Source organism: Paraglaciecola hydrolytica, from assembly GCF_001565895.1.
Lineage (GTDB): Bacteria > Pseudomonadota > Gammaproteobacteria > Enterobacterales > Alteromonadaceae > Paraglaciecola > Paraglaciecola hydrolytica.
This window is the reverse complement of sequence record NZ_LSNE01000018.1, coordinates 1-17,861: the sequence shown is the minus strand read 5'-3', so window position 1 is coordinate 17,861 and position 17,861 is coordinate 1. Positions and strand designations below refer to the sequence as shown.

The following is a 17,861-nucleotide window of genomic DNA, read 5'->3' as shown; positions in this document are numbered from 1 at the left end:
CCAAGAATGTATTAAAACGAACTTTCAGGCGTTGACCTACCTATCGACGTCAAAGAAATAGAAGATAGATTTGATGTTCCGGAAAAGAAAAAGAATGGGCGGCTAATTTTAGGCAAATTTAACACAAAGGCATTATCAATTAGTATTTACCTTACTAAAAACGTCTCAACCAAATTGAGCCAAAATTTAAGATCTATCTCCGCAGTACTATCTGGTTTCCCTGCGTCGTCGCACTGACGCAATAATAGTGCCTCGTTAGAGTACGGATGTTGCTCAAAACTTTGAGCTTCTTCATCATCCATCAAGCCTCCTTGCTCTTCTAACGTGGCTAGGCTAGCTGGAGATAAGTGTTGCAAGCCAATTCTGGCTTGATAGCGTTTAGCGGCAACATGTAAGCGTATTGGTTCCGTTACTGTAGGCGGAAATCCTTGGGCACATAGCCAATTTGCTGCAAGTTCATCATGTTGCGGATAACCCAATTCGGTCAAACCTGATAGTTGTTCTCTATCTGCTATTAAATGGCCGATATCATGTAAAAATGCTGAAATAACCAATAGTTCAGAATACTGTTTTAGAGCTGCAAATTGCGCACAGCTAATAGCGTGGGCTATTTGCGAGCAAGCCTCCCCATAGGTGTTTTGTCCGAACTCCTCAAACAGTTCGGCTAGTATGGATATGGTCTGCTGAGTCATCTTATTCCTTTATTTATCCACTTTGCCTGCACTTACCGCCAGACTTGCTAGTTTTTTATCAAACCAAAACGGCCTTAGGTCGGTTTCTTCTCGATTTTCAATACGCAATACGGAATGTCTGATTAATCGTGCTCCTAACGTACATAATGGTTCTGGGGGGAAAAAGTGTTTTACTCCCTGCGCCATGCCAGAACGTGTCCATTCGTCATCCAGCCCTAATACCATTGAAGACAAAAACTCGCCGCCCAAAAAGCTTTGCACCACCCCATTACCCGAATAGCCAAAGCCGTACAACACATTATTTTGCTGGGGCAAATGCCCAAAAAACGGTAAACCACTGACCGAACGATCCGATGCCCCTGTCCAACTACGGGACATTTTGCTATCGACATGCGGAAAAAAACTCTTAAAAGCTGTGTTTAACATTGACTCAAAGCGACTGGGCTGGTCAAACAGTGGCAACATACGATTGGCATAACTAAAATAATTGCCGCCTTTACCCAACATAATGCGTCCACTTTGGCTGTTGCGGTAATAATGAACAAACAACCTAGAGTCGGCTACAGCCGTACCCTTGGTAAACCATTGATGTTGTAGTGTATCAACTTGTTCGTCAGTAATGAGCATATCTGACGAAACCAACACAACCGCACGATTAAACTGAGGAATAAGCCGAGGTGTCCAGGCATTGGTGGCCAAAATCAGTTTCTTCGCGTTTATGCGCCCTTTCGGGGTGTTTATCTGCACCGTACCCGTTGAACTAAAATTTTCCATTTCGGTATGTTCAAATATTCTGATCCCCATGTTTTGCGCCACCTGCGCCAGTCCACGCACCAATTTTCCGGGATGCACAGTACCGCCATGAGGCGAAAATATCCCGGCCAAATGGCGTGTAGATCCCGTTAGCGCCACCAGATCAGCTGCATTCAGCTCCGTCCAATGATTAAGTTGCTGTTGTTTCAAGGCGGTAAGTGGTTGCTGTAAGACGGCCTGCTGGGCATTATTGGTCGCGGTATACACCGCACCATGGGGCCGAACTTCAGCATCAATCCCGTGCCGCAGGCAAAACTCATGAATCGCCAAAACCGCGTTTTCTGAAGCTTTAACCAAGCGAATGGCTTCGGTTAAGCCAAAATGGGCTTCCAAAGAGCGAAACTTACTCGAAAAGGTCAACATGCAGCCACCGTTTCGACCCGAAGCCCCTTGCCCACATAAGTCTTTTTCGATGATGACGATGTCTAAATCCGAAGATTTTTGACGTAACTTGATGGCAGTCCACAAACCCGTGTACCCCCCACCCACAATGCACACATCGGCGTGAATACTTTTAGTTAAGGGGGCTCTTAGCTCACGCCCTTCTGTAGTCATCGCTTCGTCAAACCAAAATGGTTGAAATCGGTTCAAGGTCTTTCGTTACCTGCAATCCGTGACTGAATTTGCTGGATCACCGGCACAGCGTCGGCCAGCGAATCCACCACATAATGCGCACCAGCGGCTAACAGAGTTTGATGGGCTTTGAGCTTCAGTTTTGTTTGTTCAGTTGGAGGCAAATCCATCCATTCGGATTCTGTTAAACCTATAATATTGCCAGTTACGGCGATACCCACTGTCCACATTCCAGCGTTTAATCCTTCTAAGATCCCTGGCACTGAATCGTCAAATTTAATACAATTTGCCACGTTACTAATCCCTAACTCAATGACATTTTGCAGTGCCATCCACGGACCTGGACGCGAGCCTGCGCGCAGATCATCACTGGCAACCCAACAATCAGGTGTATAACCATGTTTGGCAGCAGCCATCGCCAGTATTCGCATGACTTCACGGGGATAGCCGGAACAAGAGCCAATTTTAATACCTTGTTGACGTGCCCAATCAAGACAGTCGAGTACACCGGGAATTGGTGTTGAAAACTGTGCAACTTTAGCCTTTTGCAGTGGCATGAAAGTCGAGTAAATTTCGTCAACTACACTGTCATCCAGGAGATAACCAAGCTGATTTTGCCAGCGGGCAGCGACCTCAGGTAACTGACCTATGGCTTTAATGTGATCCCATTTGCCCAGCCCCATAGGCACTCTGGCCTCGTCAATTGATAGTTCAAAGTTATAGGCCTGTTTAAAGGCCTCTACAAAAATGCTGGTGGGTGCTACAGAGCCAAAGTCCACCACCGTGCCCGCCCAATCTAAAATAAGTGCTTCAATTTTTTGCACTATGTCACCCCATTATACTAAAACGTAAAAATCCGCCGAGTACCAAGAGTTGTAAAATCAGTCCGAGTCTTGAGGCGGAACAAGCTATTTCCACGTAGGCATGGAAAAAAGGCACCGCCGTTAAGCTGGTGCCCAAACACACTTAGAAAAAGTCGTAACGGATGCCAATCTGACCTTTAATACCGTAGTATTCGATCTGATTAGGACGTGCTTCAGAGCCGGTGTAATACTGCAGTGGCTCATCAGATAAGTTATTTAATTCCAGATAAATCATGGCTTTATCTGTCACCTGATAAGAGGCCGTTGCATCCACACTGGTATATTCACCGTAGTAAGTATCGTAGTCAGCACTGCTACCGTGATTCTCGATATATGCACCTTTATGGTTAACGGCCACACGCGCCGCAAACGTGCCATCATCGTAATACAAAGCGATGTTATACAAAGAGTCAGCCTGACGAGAAATACTCACTTTGTCGTCACGCCCAGGAATATCCATATCTGAGTCCATGAAGGTGGCATTGGCGGTAAAACCAAAACTGTCGGCCCAGCTTCCTAACATGCTTAACTTAGTATTAAACGCTAACTCAACGCCATGTAAGGTAGCATCATCACCGTTAAGCGGGCTGGTTACAGTAACGGTCTGGCCACGGTAAGTGCCTAAATAAGATTGATTAAATACTGGGTCGATAATTTGTTTGTAAAAATAACCTAGCGAGACAATACCCGTATCTCCAAAGTAATATTCGTACATTAAATCAAGGTTATTTGAGTAAGTCGGAGCCAATTCTGGATTACCTGAACTCAATTCGTTTTCTATCTCTAGATAAGTAGCACCTGGAGACAATTGACCGAAGTCAGGGCGCGCAAACGTACGAGTTAAGGCCAAACGATAATTAGTATTTTCGTCTGGGCTGTAAGTCACATGCAAAGAAGGCAAGACCGACAAATAATCTTTTTTACCTTCAGCCGGTTCAACTCGCGTACCGTTTTCGTCGGATACTTTCACGTAACCATTTACTTGCGTATCGGTTTGAGTCAAACGTAAACCACCTAATACTGTCCAGTTATCCGACGGGGTATAGGTTGCCATGCCATAAACCGACATATGCGACTCTTGTAAATCAAAGTTGCGGCTTAAACCACCTCCCAGCTCTGGGATCTCAGAATCCCCTTCGAGTAAAGTAAGTTTATGTTGATTATCATCCCACCAGCCTTTTAAGGCTTCTACCGGCAAAACTGTGGAAAAATAACGTTGATAATCAATATCAAAATTGCTCAAAAAGTCTTCACGACCAGGCTGATCAACCAAACCAACACCCAAATCATCTGCCACTTGCTGTAAAGTTGGAGTTGGGCCAAATTCAGTTTCATTCCAGGCAAAAAACTTATCAAAAAACATCGCACTGCGTTCTTTGTCGCGATATTTAAGACCAGCTTTAAACTCTAACTCTGTGCCCATGCGATGAGTCACATTCAGCTCGGCTACAATTTTATCTTTTTCTTTTAAGTCGATGTCATACAGTTCAACATCGGCCAATACGACTTGGCTAGGATCCATTTGCCAATCATCAGATAAATGCATACCTATACCCAAGGCTGGATCAGTTCCGCCATCGATGGTGTTATAAATCAAACCATCGCCTAGATTGACTCCATCAACCATTCCTACATCGCCGTCAAATTCAACGTTTTGTTTAAACTTAACAACGTAGTAAGCTCCATCTGCCGAGTTAGGGATGTCACCATAAAAAAACTTATTGGTATAAGTGGCTAAGCTCCAATCCACACCAGTAGTTGCGTTTAGATCATGCTCACCACCCACTTGAAAACCTGACATTTCGGTGATCAATTCATTATAAATATGCTGTAGTTCTACTCGGTTTTTATCATAACGCACACGATGTTTGTAATGTGTTTCTTCGTCATGCAATGAACCAAATAAGGCTTTGGCGTAAATCAAACCGTCATCTAACAAATATTCTGCCGCGCCATTCAAACCATAAGTGGTACGTGTACCAACATAATCACGCAACTCTAAACGGTGCACCCCTAAACCATCACGACGTGGTTCATAGTTATCAGTTGCCCAATCTCGTTGCCACATGGTGGCATTAACTAAATAACCAAATTTGCCATTGTCGCTGCGGTCTCCATATAGCACGTTAAAGCTAGTACTGCCTCCCTCCGCCAGTTCGGAATCACCCACCCCGACGTTAACTGACAACGTTTGTTCTTCTGGCGCACGGCGGGTAATAAAGTTAACACTACCACCAATTGCGTCGCCTTCCATGTCTGGTCTAATCGCTTTAGCGACTTCTACTGATTCAATCATGTCACTGGGGAAAAAGTCGAAAGCCACAGCACGACTGGTAGTTTCTTCTTCAGCAGTAGGTAAACGTGAACCATTCAAAGTGGTCGAGTTCCACTGCGACGGTAAACCACGTACTGCTACAAACCGGCCTTCCCCTTGGTCACGCTCGATCGACACCCCTGGCATACGCTGCACGGCTTCTGCGGCATTACGATCAGGTAATTTACCAATACCATCAGCCGACACGACGTTAACAATGCTGCTGGCCGTTTTTTGAATTTCTAAAGCGCGAGCCACACCTTTGTGCATATATCCAACCGTGGCGACTTCATCTAACAATGCTTCATTAGCGTCGTTTGTAGTCTGTGCCTCTTGTGACAATACATTGTGGCTGAAGAGTGCGAGCAGCGTTGCTGCTATGGGGCTTAGTTTTCTCATGGTTTCCCAGTTCCTATTGATAGTCATTTATACGATCACTTATTGATTTCACAAAAATCTGGTATAGTCCAGATTTGTGATTTCGCAATAATAAAGAGAAATTGTTGCAGGTAAATGACAATTCAAAATTTTAATATCCTGCTGGATAGTTGCGTTTTTTTCATACGGAGAATATTTAACCCCTAAGATTTAATGACGCTTATAATCATGTGTTACGGAGATTTTTGATTAAATAATAACGTAAAGACGCTTAAAGTATTTTTATCACTAAAAATAATAAATCTGTCAAAAACCTGTAACCTTCTTTGTGCAAAATGCCAATCTGGTATATACCACAACTAAGAGGCCTTATGAAATATTCAAAGCTATTTTTTGCACCAAGCTTGCTGATGTCCTGGCTTGCCAGCGCACAACCAAGTTTTATTGTATCCCCCTATCTACAAAATCCTGCAACTGACGCGATGTCTGTGCTTTTGGAAACGAATGATCAAAATGTGCAATTGCACTACAGAGAGAGAGGAACGGAACAACCTTTCATCACGATTATGATGAATAAAATAGCCTCTTCGTCCACCATTCATAGAGCACGTATAGATAATCTAAATAGCAGCACTCGCTATCAATACTATGTTACAACTGATGGTGGTGACTCAGATATTTGGGGATTTAAAACTTGGCCAGTACCCAGTGACAACCAAGAAACGATTAAGATTCTGTCGTTTTCGGATTCACAAGGTAACCACGTCAACCGTTTGGGTGACATTGTTAACAATGGCATGGTGCCGAATAATTGCAATAATGACATTAATAATTGTGATGATGAAATCGCAGCAATCATCGTTCCTGGGGATATTGTCCAGACCGGAAGTAACATAAATCAATGGCGCACACAATTTTTTGGGCAAGCCGCACCGATTTTTGCGAGGGTACCGGTCATACCAGCGATTGGCAACCATGATTATGCGCTCACTAATTACACTAATTATTTTGAACTGCCATCTAACAGCACTGGCAACTATGAGGAACAGTGGCATAGCTTTGATTACCTCAATCTACGGATAATTACACTTAACTCTAATACAACTACAAATACCACTTTAGAAAAACAACAGCGCCTGTGGTTAGATCCTTTACTGGAAGATACAACTAATAACTCTGAAATTGATTACGTTATGTTGCAAATTCATCATCCTTGTAAATCAGAATTATGGGTGCCAGGAGAAAAAGATCTGACTTGTGAGTACGTTAGAAAATTTGAAGATATCTCAGCACAAACAGGAAAAATCAGTGGCCACATTTTTGGTCATACTCATGCATATTCTCGTGGCCAATCAAGAGATGTAAGCCACCTTTGGCTAAACGCGGCGGTAAGTTCGGGTGACATCGACTACTGGGACGAATACCAGATGTACGATTACGACGAGTTCCAAAGATCTTATCCTGAATTTGGCTATTCACTGCTTGAGTTTGGTGTTAAGCAAAAAAGCATGCACGTGAAACGTTATTCTGGAGGAGACGGAAGAGACCAATATTGGGGCTACCAAGGCGAAGGTATTCGTGATGATTTTGTAGTCGGCGGTGACAACTTTAACCCTGAACAACCGACGGCAATTGCTCCTAATGGAAGTGTCATTGAAGGCAACTTTACCCTAGTTGCAAGTGAATATGCCGATGCAGACAACGACAATCACCTCGAATCACATTGGCAAGTATCCAGCGACCCAGAGTTCAATACTGTTGAATTGGATTTTTGGGGAAACAAGACTCGGTCTGAAAATATCTGGAGGTATCAAAACACTCAAGCCGGTGTAGCACTGAATGCTTATGATGTGAATACCAGCTTACCTTCGGGTTCTTACCATTGGCGCGTACGTTACAGAGACGAGCATTGGGCTTGGTCTGAATGGTCTCCAAATGCCACTTTTGAAGTGGAAGATCAAGTATACAGTGATAACCTTGTCCTTAATGGTGATGCCGAGCTTGGCATGCAACACTGGACCGTCGAAATAGGTGTAGTTGAATCTAATGCATCAGGTGCTTGTAATGGTATAACTGCACAACAAGGTGCTAACTATTTTTCTGCTGGTGGTATTTGCTCTCACTCTGCTGTGGGACAGGCTATGCAGGAAATTGATTTATCCAGTTTCACCCCTGAAATCAGCAATGGCAGCGCGTTTCTCGAGCTTGCTGCTTTCATTCGAAACTATAATGGTAAAGATATCCCAGAAGTATGGGTAGACGTTTACAATTCCAACAGTGATTTAGTAACTACTTCAAGCATTTTAACTAATGCATCAGGTACTTGGGCAGAACAAAAAACCAAAATTGAACTGCCTACAAGCGCAGCAGTTGCTGTTGTCAGAATGAAAGGTACTCGCAACGCCGGTAGTGACAACGACTCCTATATTGATTCCATTAAGCTACGTCTTGGTTCCGAGCCTCTCGCCTTTACTTCTTCAGATAACTTACTGGTCAATGGCGACGCAGAACAAGGCATGGAAAACTGGGAAATTGAACAAGGTGTGGTTGAATCTAATGCATCAGGTGCCTGCAGTGGTATAACAGCACAACAAGGCGCGAAATACTTTTCTGCAGGAGGCATTTGCTCTCACTCAGCTGTCGGACAGGCAATGCAAAAAGTTGATTTGACTGCTTACGGCGCGGTAATAAGCAGAAACACGGCGATTCTGAACCTTCAAGCTTACATACGTGATTGGAATGGTAATGACATTCCTGAAGTATGGGTTGATTTATATGACGACAGTGACACCTTAATTGCCAGCTCAGAAAGCCTGAGTAATACCAATGCTACATGGACTTTAAAAACAACCAGTATTACGTTACCACCAAACACCTTATCTGCCGTTGTACGTATGAAAGGTACGCGAAAAAGTGGTAGTGATAACGACTCCTACATTGATGCTATCAGCTTAATTATCACTCATGAAGAAATACCTGCACCTGAAAATATGAAACCTGTCGCATCTATCAAAGCTACAGAAGAAGTAAATCGTGGTGATACCGTGTATTTGGATGGCAGTGCCAGCTTTGACCCAGACAATGGACCAAACCTTTTAAGTTATCAGTGGACTATGGCGAGTCTTCCGCTGGGTAGTAAGGCAGAAATTATTGGTTCGGATACGGCTCATGCGCACTTCGAAGCCGATGAAGCAGGAATTTATCATATCCAACTGTCAGTAACTGATGGTGAACTAATTGGCAATGCCGATCTGGTTCTGATGGCAGAAGAATTACCTTTGCAAATGTGTGATGTCAACGCCGATTTCTACATCGACAATAATGATATCCGCGCCATCACGGCCAAACTTAATACACCAGCTGAGGAAGGTGATAGGGCCGACTGGGATCAAAACGGTATTGTTAATGCCCTAGATGCTAGGGCGTGTATGTTGCAGTGTTCACAAATTAGATGTGCAGTAAACAATTAAGACAAGTACTTACGAAAATCCGAACTTGATAGTTAATTAGTGAATTAAAAGCCAGATATCCATTATCTGGCCTTTTATGAAAAGCTAAATAAGCCATATTGTTCCCGCTTATTTAGCTATGTCACCTCATTTTCATCAGTTTGTCATTTTTCCACAGTAATATTGGTCTAGACCACAATCATGCATAGGGTACCTAACAATGACTGAGCTCTGTGTTTGTATTACGAACAACCCTTTGATAATTAAGGAATACAAAATATGAAACGTTTATTAACCTCCTTTAGCCTCCTGATGGCTTCCTTGATATTGCCAGCCCACGCAGCATTGATATCCATCGTTCCACAAAGTTCTACCACTAGCATCGGCGAGCAATTGGTTGTGGACTTAACTATTTCTGGTTTAGGCGACAAACAAGCCAGTTCTTTAGCCACCTTTGACATTGACTTTATATTTGATAGCAACATGCTGACATTTCAAAACGCCATGTTTGGTAATCAGCTAGATCTTATCGGATTGGGCAGTTGGCAATCAGCAACTGAGGTATCCAGTGGCCTAGTCAACCTGTTTGAACTGTCATTTGATTCAGATGAGATATTAAATAGCATGCAGGCTGGTAGTTTTATCTTAGCGAGTCTGGTTTTTGACGTAATCGGCAATGGTACCGCTAATTTGCTAACTCAAGTTAATGCTCTAGGTGATGCCAATAATGCCTCGCCTTTAACCAATGTTGAACTTGTTGGATCGAGTGTAGATGTAGCAGAACCTTCGATTGCCTTATTAATGGGCTTAGGTTTGGCTGGGCTCTTAGCTAGCCGCCGATTACGCGGTATTGATAACTAACCCACACTTATAAATAAAACAAAAACGGGGACTCAATCCCCGTTTCGTACCTGAGATGATGTATGTGGAAGATTAAACTAGTACTAGCCTTAATCGGCTTTGTTTACAGTATCACTGGCTTAACTCACAATTTTGAAGTAACTAAAGCCTCATTGACAATTTTGGACAATCAGCAATATCGAATTCAGGTGGATCTCGACCTAATCGAATTATTGCAAATTGGCGCGAACCTAAATGGCGACGATTCGGAACTGATTGATCAAGTAAGAAAAATGTCACTAAGCGATGTACGTCGTGCACGAAGTCGTGCAATCAACCAGTTAGCACAACGCTCTTACTTGATTGTTGATAACTACAGCATCACGCTAAATAAAATAGAAGTTACTGATACAGAAATGATGCACGCCTACCTTCAGCGGCCGAATCAAGATACCGAGTACCGCGCCTTGATGATGGTAAAAGGTGTTCTACCTGACAATATCAATCAAATACAACTAGAACTACCAGATTTTTTAGGCAAAGTAGATCTTGTCATTAATCAGCCCTTGAAACAATTGGTTGCTGCCGGTAAACCTAGTGTTGCTTACGACTTAACGCACCACAAACAATCGCTGCTTGAGCTGTGTATTAATTATCTTGTGCAGGGGTTTGAACATGTCGTTCCCTTAGGTATTGACCATATATTGTTTGTTTTACTCTTGTTTTTATGTACCAGTACGCTACGAGAGCTAGTTCTAAATGTATCACTTTTTACCATTGCGCATTCCATTACACTAAGTTTGGCAACCTTAGGCTGGATTCAGATTACCCCCTCCATTATTGAACCCTTAATTGCCCTAACTATTATCCTGTTGGCGGTACAAGTGTTGCTAAAAAAACACCCCGCGAGACAGCGATTAATGATATTTATTTTTGGTTTATTGCACGGCTTAGGTTTTGCTAGCGTTTTCAGCGAAATAGCAGCACCTGGTGAACAGCTTGTTTTGAGCTTGTTGTCATTTAACCTTGGCGTAGAAGCCGGACAATTGACAGTCATAGGGCTTGCAGCCCTTGTCTGTTGGAGCTGGCGTCAGCAAACCATTTATATTCAGCGTGTGGTACCAATAACCAGCGGAGTCATTGCAATAGTTGGATTTTATTGGTTCGTCGAGCGTTTAGTTTAGTTTGTTCTTAATTACTGTTTGTCTCACCTAGTTCGTTGGGCAGTTAAGATAAACAGAGTTACACATGCCGTTATCCCCTTATCTAGTTAAAAAAGAATAGGAACATTACCTAATGAAAAAAACAATTCTATTTTCATTGATTGTTGTAAGTGGACCTCAGGTTTGGGCTGATATCCAAGAACTGGAAGACATCGAAAAAGTCGTAGTATATGGACATCGCTTACCCCTTATAGGACAAACTTTAAGTGCATCAGAGGGTATTATTGGCTTTCAAGATATTAATGTTAGACCCATGTTACGACAAGGCGAAGTATTAGAATTTGTGCCTGGCATGGTAGTAACTCAGCATAGTGGTTCCGGTAAAGCTAACCAATATTTTCTTCGTGGATTTAATCTAGATCACGGTACTGACTTTGCCACTAGTATTAATGGAATGCCGATTAATATGCGCACTCACGGACATGGTCAAGGCTATACAGATCTGAATTTTATCATCCCTGAAAGCGTAGCCAGCATTCAATATCAAAAAGGCCCTTATCACGCCGAGAACGGCGACTTTTCAAACGCAGGTGCAGCTGATTTCATCACGTTCGACTCGCTGCCAACAAACATCGCTAAGTTAGAGTTAGGACAAGATGGTTACATACGTGGTTTGTTAGGCGCAAATCAACAATACGATAACGACGGATTTATAAGCCTTTTAGAATCTGAACGTTATGATGGACCTTGGTTAGGCGTGAGTGAGCGACTACGTAAAACTAATGCATTGCTACAATATTCTTTTAGAGAAGGAAATAAGCAAGGCAACGTGGCTTTTATGGCTTATGACAATAGCTGGAATGCTGCAGATCAAATCCCGTTACGTTTAGTCAACAGCGGGCAAATTAGTCCATTGGAAACAGTAGATCCTACTGCAGGAGGTAATTCAGCACGTTATAGCCTGTCAACCCAGTGGCAAAACACAGATTGGCACGTTGATGCGTTTGTGATTCAGTCTCAACTCGATTTATATTCTAATTTCACTTATTTCTTGGATGATCCGGAGCACGGAGACCAATTTAAACAAGTCGATAAGCGCTTCATTTACGGCACTAATATCAAGCGAAGTGTTATAAATAACGAACGCTTACGGCAAAATATGGGCTTGCAATTTCGCTATGACGATATTAACGACGTCGCGCTTATTCGCACCTATCAGCGTCAGCCACTGTCAACTGTGCGCAGTGACAAGGTACAAGAGTCATCACTGGCATTATTTTGGGAGGGCGAAACCACATTCAACTCTGTAATTACAGCCAATTTGGGGATCCGTTACGATCACTTATGGGCAAAAGTAGAAAGTAATTTAGAACTCAATAGCGGTCATGCAGATGACGGACTACTTAATCTGAAAGGGGGGCTTGTGTATCGAATCGACAATAATTGGGAAAGCTATCTCAACGCGGGGCAGTCGTTCCATTCAAACGATGCCAGAGGTAGCACTATTCAAGTCGATCCGGTTTCAGGTGAAAGCGCAGAACAAGTTGATTTACTGGTTCGTGGCACAGGAGCTGAGGTTGGTTTGAGATACTCGCGAGCTGAGCAGTTAAACTTTTCAATGGCATTATGGAGTCTAAATTTAGATTCCGAATTATTATTTGTTGGCGATGCTGGCAATACAGAAAGCAGCTTACCATCGAAACGCTGGGGTATCGAGCTATCAGCATATTACTGGTTAAATAAGATATTTAGCGCGGATATAGAACTAGCTTGGACAGATTCACATTACGCAGACACTATCAATAACGAAGGCAACAAAATTGCTGGCGCACTTCCATTTGTTTTAAGTAGTGGCTTGCTCTGGCAGCCAATGGACAGTTGGCACTTTAGCTTACGCATGCGACATTTTGGTCAACGGAATCTGGATAGTTTAGGTGAGGTCAAATCCAATGAGTTTACAGTGTTAAATATGCTACTCAATTATCAATATAATAGATGGCAATTTACACTTAACATGCTTAATGCCTTAAACAGTAATGACCATGACATCGACTATCTATATTCATCACGCTTACCCGGTGAAAGCAGTGGAGGGATTGAAGATATTCATTTTCACCCGATTGAACCAAGGACATTAAGGCTAGAGGCGAATTACACATTCTAAGCTAGCTCAATAACGTTTGAAAATATTGAAGTCTGTTTAGAATAAGGACAGGATGTAAATTCACGTTAACATCCTGTGCAATGCAGTTATACAGCCGCGACTGAGGTCAATGATATTTGATAAAGTTACAAATTAACCTTGCCAAATCAAGGTTTGCCACCCTTTTTCTGATGCAAGAGCTTGTAACTGCAGATTGGGATTAACGACATAGGCGCTTTCCGCCATTTCCAATAAAGATACATCGTTTATCGAATCACTATAAGAGTAATCTAATTTCCTGCCAAAGAGCTTTTCAAGCAACTGCGTTTTGCCGTGCTGAAAACAAAGAGGAAATGCAACACCTCCGGTAATTTTTTGTTCTTTTAACTGAAGTTGAAGACCCAAAACATGATCAAATCCTAAAAAGCGTGTTATAGCATTCACCACAAAGTCAGGACTGGCGGAAATACATATAGTGGTGTGGCCTTGTTGCTGATGCCATTTCACACGCTCTATGCCTTCGCTAAAAAAACGCTTGGCATAAAACTCATAAAATTGTTGTGATAGGGCTTTGATTTCCGACACAGGATAACCTACGAGTGGTTGTAGCCAGAATGTCATATAGTTAAGCATATCTAATCCGCCACTTTCATACTGCGCCATAAGTTGCTGGCAATGGGTAATAGTTGTCGCAATCCCTGGCCAATCTTTGTCACGTAAAAATTGTAGCCATAACTCTGCACAATCACCATCAAACAAAGTACCATCTAGATCAAAAGCGGCCAATACGGTTTGATCAGACATTAAACTTTCTCCCAGAAACAACATGACTTTAAAGCAATAAGCAATTTTTCTATATCTTGCCTATAGACCTCGCCAATATTACCGATACGGAAACAATCCGTATCTGATACTTTACCGGGATATATAACAAATCCTTGTTGTTTCAATAGGCCATAGAATTGTTTAAAGTTGTAATCTGGATGTTCAGGTGAATAAAAAGCAGTAATTATGGGCGATTGCATGGATGGCGCTACCAATGCTTTAAATCCTAATTCACTCATACCTTTTGTTAGTAACTGCTGGTTATGCGAGTAGCGTTGATACCGAGCTTCTACTCCTCCCTCTGCTTCAAGTTCAAGTAAAGCTTGATAAAAAGCACGTACAACGTGAGTGGGTGAAGTAAAACGCCATTTACCTTGCTGCTTTTCCATTGTCTGCCACTGTTCATATAAATCTAACGATAATGAACGGGCTCGACCCGCACAGACTTCAAGGAGTGCTGTTTTTACAATCACAAAACCGAATCCTGGAACGCCTTGAATACATTTATTAGCCGAACTAATTAAAGCATCAACCTGCATATCACCAATATCCATTGGAATGCCACCAAAGCTGCTCATGGCATCTAATATAAAAACTTTTTTATAAGACTTTACTAAAAATGCAACGTCTGTTGCCGGATTTAAAATTCCAGTTGTTGTTTCGCAATGCACCATAGCGACATGAGTTATTGCTTTGTCTTCATCCAACACCTTTTGAATTTTTAGTAAGTCAGGTATAGCCTTTTCAGGAAAGCTCAGTACCGTTTGCTCAATGTTTAGATAAGTGGCTATTTCGCTGATACGCTTGCCATAAACGCCATTATCGATTACTAACAATTTGTCGCTATTACCGAGTAAGGTACCGATGGTTGCTTCTACTGTAGACGTGCCACTACCTTGCATTAGTACGCTGGAATAACCTTGGTCTGCAGTTGCTAAACCAACCAGCTTTTCTCTTATAACTTGCACAATTGCTGAATTATAATCCTCATCCCAAGTGCACCAGTCTTGCATCATCGCCTGCTTAACGGTTTCCGACGTTGTTAATGGGCCGGGGGTTAACAATAAATATTGGTTCATACGCCTCCTTTTTGGTATAGACCAATTATAAACAAATGAATGCTAAATAAATATGACAACCTAAATTTAGGCTTTTTTTTATTATAAAGTACACATTACAAATAAAAAATCATCATGGAATAGACCAGAAAGCACAAATGTAATAATTGAACGATAGACTTATTCGCAATTTTTTTACATATCTACGCCTAAATGAAAATCAAATCTTACTTAAATAATGCGCCTCAAATTTGGTTAGTGATTTATGCAGCAAGTGCTGCCTTTATTACTTATTTCAGTATGTATGCTTTTAGAAAGCCGTTTACTGTAGGTACATATGAAAATGTAGACGGTTGGCATAGCCAACTCGATTTTAAAATTGCGTTAATACTTGCTCAAGTTCTTGGTTACGCGTTGTCTAAGTTTATTGGCATTAAAATCATTTCTGAAATGGAAGCTGGAAAACGTGCTGTTGCTATTTTGAGCTTAGTGATGGCCGCGGAAATCGCTTTAATCCTGTTTCCTATCCTGCCAGGATACTGGAAACTTCTCGCCTTATTTTTAAATGGTTTACCGCTTGGAATGATATGGGGTCTGGTTTTCAGTTTTTTAGAAGGCCGCAGAACCACGGAAATTTTAGGCGCCGTGTTGAGTGTGAGTTTTATAGTTTCATCTGGAGTGGTCAAGAGTGTTGGCAAATATTTGATGCTTGACTGGGGGATCAATGAATTTTGGATGCCCGCCGTTACAGGTTTACTTTTTGCTATCCCGTTATTTTTGTCGGTTTACTTTTTAGCACAAGTCCCTCCGCCATCTGAGCAAGATATTCAAGCGAGACGCAAACGAGAGCCTATGTCAGCACAAGACAGGAGAGATTTATTATTGCGTTTTGCTCCCGGACTGGCGGCCATGATATGTGCCTATGTCTTGTTAACTGGACTACGAGACTATAGTGACAACTTTGCAGCAGAGATTTGGTCTTCGTTAGGTTATGGCAGTGCGCCTGGTATTTTTTCAATTGCAGCCATTTATACCTCACTGATTATCCTTTTTATGCTGAGTTTGGTTATGCTAGTTAAAGATAATCTGCGCGCTTTGATGTTAAATCACATTATTGTAATAGTAGGATTTATTGTGGTTGGCGTATCCAGTCTGCTCTATCAAACAAATATTATCTCGGGTTCGACTTGGATGGTTAGTTTATCGACCGGGGTTTACTTATCGTACATCCCCTTTAACTGTTTAATTTTCGACAGAATGTTGGCTGTTGCAAACAACAAAGCCAACGCTGGATTTCTGATCTATATCGCAGATTCTATGGGATATGCAGGTAGTGTAGGTATTTTACTGTACAAAAATTTTGCTCAAGTACAGTTAAGTTGGACCAACTTTTTAGTACAAAGCTCTTATATAATTGCAGTGCTTGGTGTAGCGTTAATTCTTTATTCAGCTTACTATTTTCGTCAAACACTGAAGGAGAGCGCATCAAACTCTCACTGCAGTAGTGCTGAAAAAATACACAATTCCATTAATCAAGTTGATAAACCAAGATCAACCATAAGCACTACAAGTTAATACTCATTTGCAATTGACAGGCTTCAGGACGCCAGTATTCTTCGTCATATTCAAATACTCGCTCTTGATCATCATAAATTTTACGTTTGATACAAAGCCCCGGTGCACCGCTAACCACCAACAAGGCTTTTGCTACCGCATTTTGTAGCGTAATTAAATGACTAACGACATGTTGTTTTGAAAAACGGGTACCATATTTATTTTTGAGTGCGGTGGTGAGTGAGTGACTAAAGTCGATTTTTTCAAGTTCTGGAAAAAAATCCGCTCTTAAATATATCTGTTCATATAATACTTCTCTGTTATCGATAAAACGAATACGCCTTAATCTAAAGACCTGCATATGCTCATCAATATTAAAAATATCAGCTAATTCTGTCGTAGCCTTTATAATATCAATTTCAATAACTTTGGTTTTAGGTTGGCTGCCTTGAGCCTTAACATAATCCATAAACCCAATTTGTTTCGTGGGATCATAAGAAATGCGATGAGGTGTAACAAACCATCCTCTGCGGTCTTGGCGATAGATTATACCTTCAGCTTCGAGCTGTTTTAATGCTTCACGCAATGTCACTCGAGTTGTATTAAGTTCTGTTGCTATCACTCTTTCAGATGGAAGCTTAGCGTTGGGGCCCATGCGCTTGGCAGCGATCATTTGTTCCAAGTAATTTCTGATAATGACAAATTGCGGCAGTTTTATAGTGGACATATTTTTTACACGTTTTAATTTAATAAGACTCTATCTAATAAAAAGCTAACGCGCAAACTGCTTACTAATATTTACTTTTCGCTTTTGTTAATAATGAGTAACACAAGTAAGCTCAATTTTTTCAGGTAGTTTCAAACATTCAATTAAGCAAGTTAGAAAGACGAAATCACAACGAAGTTTGACTGGAAATTTGTGCATATTTCGGTCATTTCGCAATTTGACAGTACCTTCAGCTTTTGAACTAAGAGACCCTTGAACCTTTTCTTGCATCTGATCTTCCCCAAATTTCGGAGACACTCAATTTGCCATTGAATACATCTTTTCATACTCGCTAATTTTCGTTCAATTGGTTAACGTGTTTCGTCCGCTTTGGGTCGTTGGACTAAACCGCTCTCGCGGTAGGGTTGCCGCTTCGACCATGTAAAAATACCCACCATTACTGACCCGCTTCTAAGCTGAGTAAAGGGCA

At 41.8% G+C, this 17,861-nt stretch carries 12 protein-coding genes; 5 read left to right on the top strand and 7 right to left on the bottom strand.

Annotated elements, in window-relative coordinates:
- Nucleotides 1–146: 146 nt before the first annotated feature.
- The 4 genes from AX660_RS21075 to AX660_RS21060 form a co-directional block, all read right to left on the bottom strand.
- Nucleotides 147–692 (bottom strand): HD domain-containing protein, encoded by a 546-nt coding sequence (locus AX660_RS21075; protein WP_068381822.1) that lies wholly within the window; start codon nucleotides 690–692, stop codon nucleotides 147–149.
- A gap of 9 nt (nucleotides 693–701) precedes the next feature.
- Nucleotides 702–2,096, bottom strand: coding sequence for an FAD-dependent oxidoreductase (locus tag AX660_RS21070; RefSeq protein ID WP_235594804.1), 1,395 nt, complete (start codon nucleotides 2,094–2,096; stop codon nucleotides 702–704).
- Nucleotides 2,093–2,902 carry a phosphonoacetaldehyde hydrolase gene (phnX, locus tag AX660_RS21065; RefSeq protein ID WP_068381820.1) on the bottom strand — a complete coding sequence of 270 codons (810 nt, stop codon included), beginning with the start codon at nucleotides 2,900–2,902 and terminating at the stop codon, nucleotides 2,093–2,095. The genes AX660_RS21070 and phnX overlap by 4 nt, the downstream gene beginning before the upstream one ends.
- A gap of 142 nt (nucleotides 2,903–3,044) precedes the next feature.
- Complete coding sequence (locus AX660_RS21060; protein WP_068381817.1) at nucleotides 3,045–5,654, bottom strand: TonB-dependent receptor; 2,610 nt, start codon at nucleotides 5,652–5,654, stop codon at nucleotides 3,045–3,047.
- A gap of 350 nt (nucleotides 5,655–6,004) precedes the next feature.
- Between AX660_RS21060 and AX660_RS21055 the strand changes: the two genes are divergently transcribed.
- The 4 genes from AX660_RS21055 to AX660_RS21040 all read left to right on the top strand — a co-directional run bounded on the left by AX660_RS21055 (nucleotide 6,005) and on the right by AX660_RS21040 (nucleotide 13,249).
- Entirely contained in the window at nucleotides 6,005–9,103 is a 3,099-nt protein-coding gene (locus AX660_RS21055; protein ID WP_068381812.1) for a metallophosphoesterase, read from the top strand.
- Between the two features lie 258 nt (nucleotides 9,104–9,361).
- Nucleotides 9,362–9,943: a cohesin domain-containing protein gene (locus tag AX660_RS21050; RefSeq protein ID WP_068381810.1), complete on the top strand. Its 582-nt coding sequence runs from the start codon at nucleotides 9,362–9,364 to the stop codon at nucleotides 9,941–9,943.
- A gap of 62 nt (nucleotides 9,944–10,005) precedes the next feature.
- Complete coding sequence (locus AX660_RS21045; protein WP_068381809.1) at nucleotides 10,006–11,106, top strand: HupE/UreJ family protein; 1,101 nt, start codon at nucleotides 10,006–10,008, stop codon at nucleotides 11,104–11,106.
- A gap of 112 nt (nucleotides 11,107–11,218) precedes the next feature.
- Nucleotides 11,219–13,249: a TonB-dependent receptor gene (locus AX660_RS21040; protein WP_068381807.1), complete on the top strand. Its 2,031-nt coding sequence runs from the start codon at nucleotides 11,219–11,221 to the stop codon at nucleotides 13,247–13,249.
- A 132-nt stretch (nucleotides 13,250–13,381) separates the two neighbouring features.
- Here AX660_RS21040 and AX660_RS21035 read toward each other — a convergent pair whose 3' ends face one another.
- Entirely contained in the window at nucleotides 13,382–14,032 is a 651-nt protein-coding gene (locus AX660_RS21035) for an HAD family hydrolase (protein ID WP_157884368.1), read from the bottom strand.
- Complete coding sequence (gene phnW, locus AX660_RS21030; RefSeq protein WP_068381798.1) at nucleotides 14,032–15,132, bottom strand: 2-aminoethylphosphonate--pyruvate transaminase; 1,101 nt, start codon at nucleotides 15,130–15,132, stop codon at nucleotides 14,032–14,034. Before phnW ends, AX660_RS21035 begins: the two co-directional genes overlap by 1 nt.
- A 192-nt stretch (nucleotides 15,133–15,324) precedes the next feature.
- Here phnW and AX660_RS21025 point away from each other — a divergent pair, with 192 nt between their 5' ends.
- The gene (locus AX660_RS21025; protein ID WP_068381796.1) at nucleotides 15,325–16,686 is read left to right on the top strand and encodes a DUF5690 family protein; all 1,362 of its coding nucleotides are present in this window, start codon (nucleotides 15,325–15,327) and stop codon (nucleotides 16,684–16,686) included.
- Here AX660_RS21025 and AX660_RS21020 read toward each other — a convergent pair.
- Nucleotides 16,676–17,392, bottom strand: a complete 717-nt coding sequence (locus AX660_RS21020; RefSeq protein ID WP_068381794.1) for a UTRA domain-containing protein — start codon at nucleotides 17,390–17,392, stop codon at nucleotides 16,676–16,678. The genes AX660_RS21025 and AX660_RS21020 overlap by 11 nt on opposite strands.
- Nucleotides 17,393–17,861 lie beyond the last annotated feature (469 nt).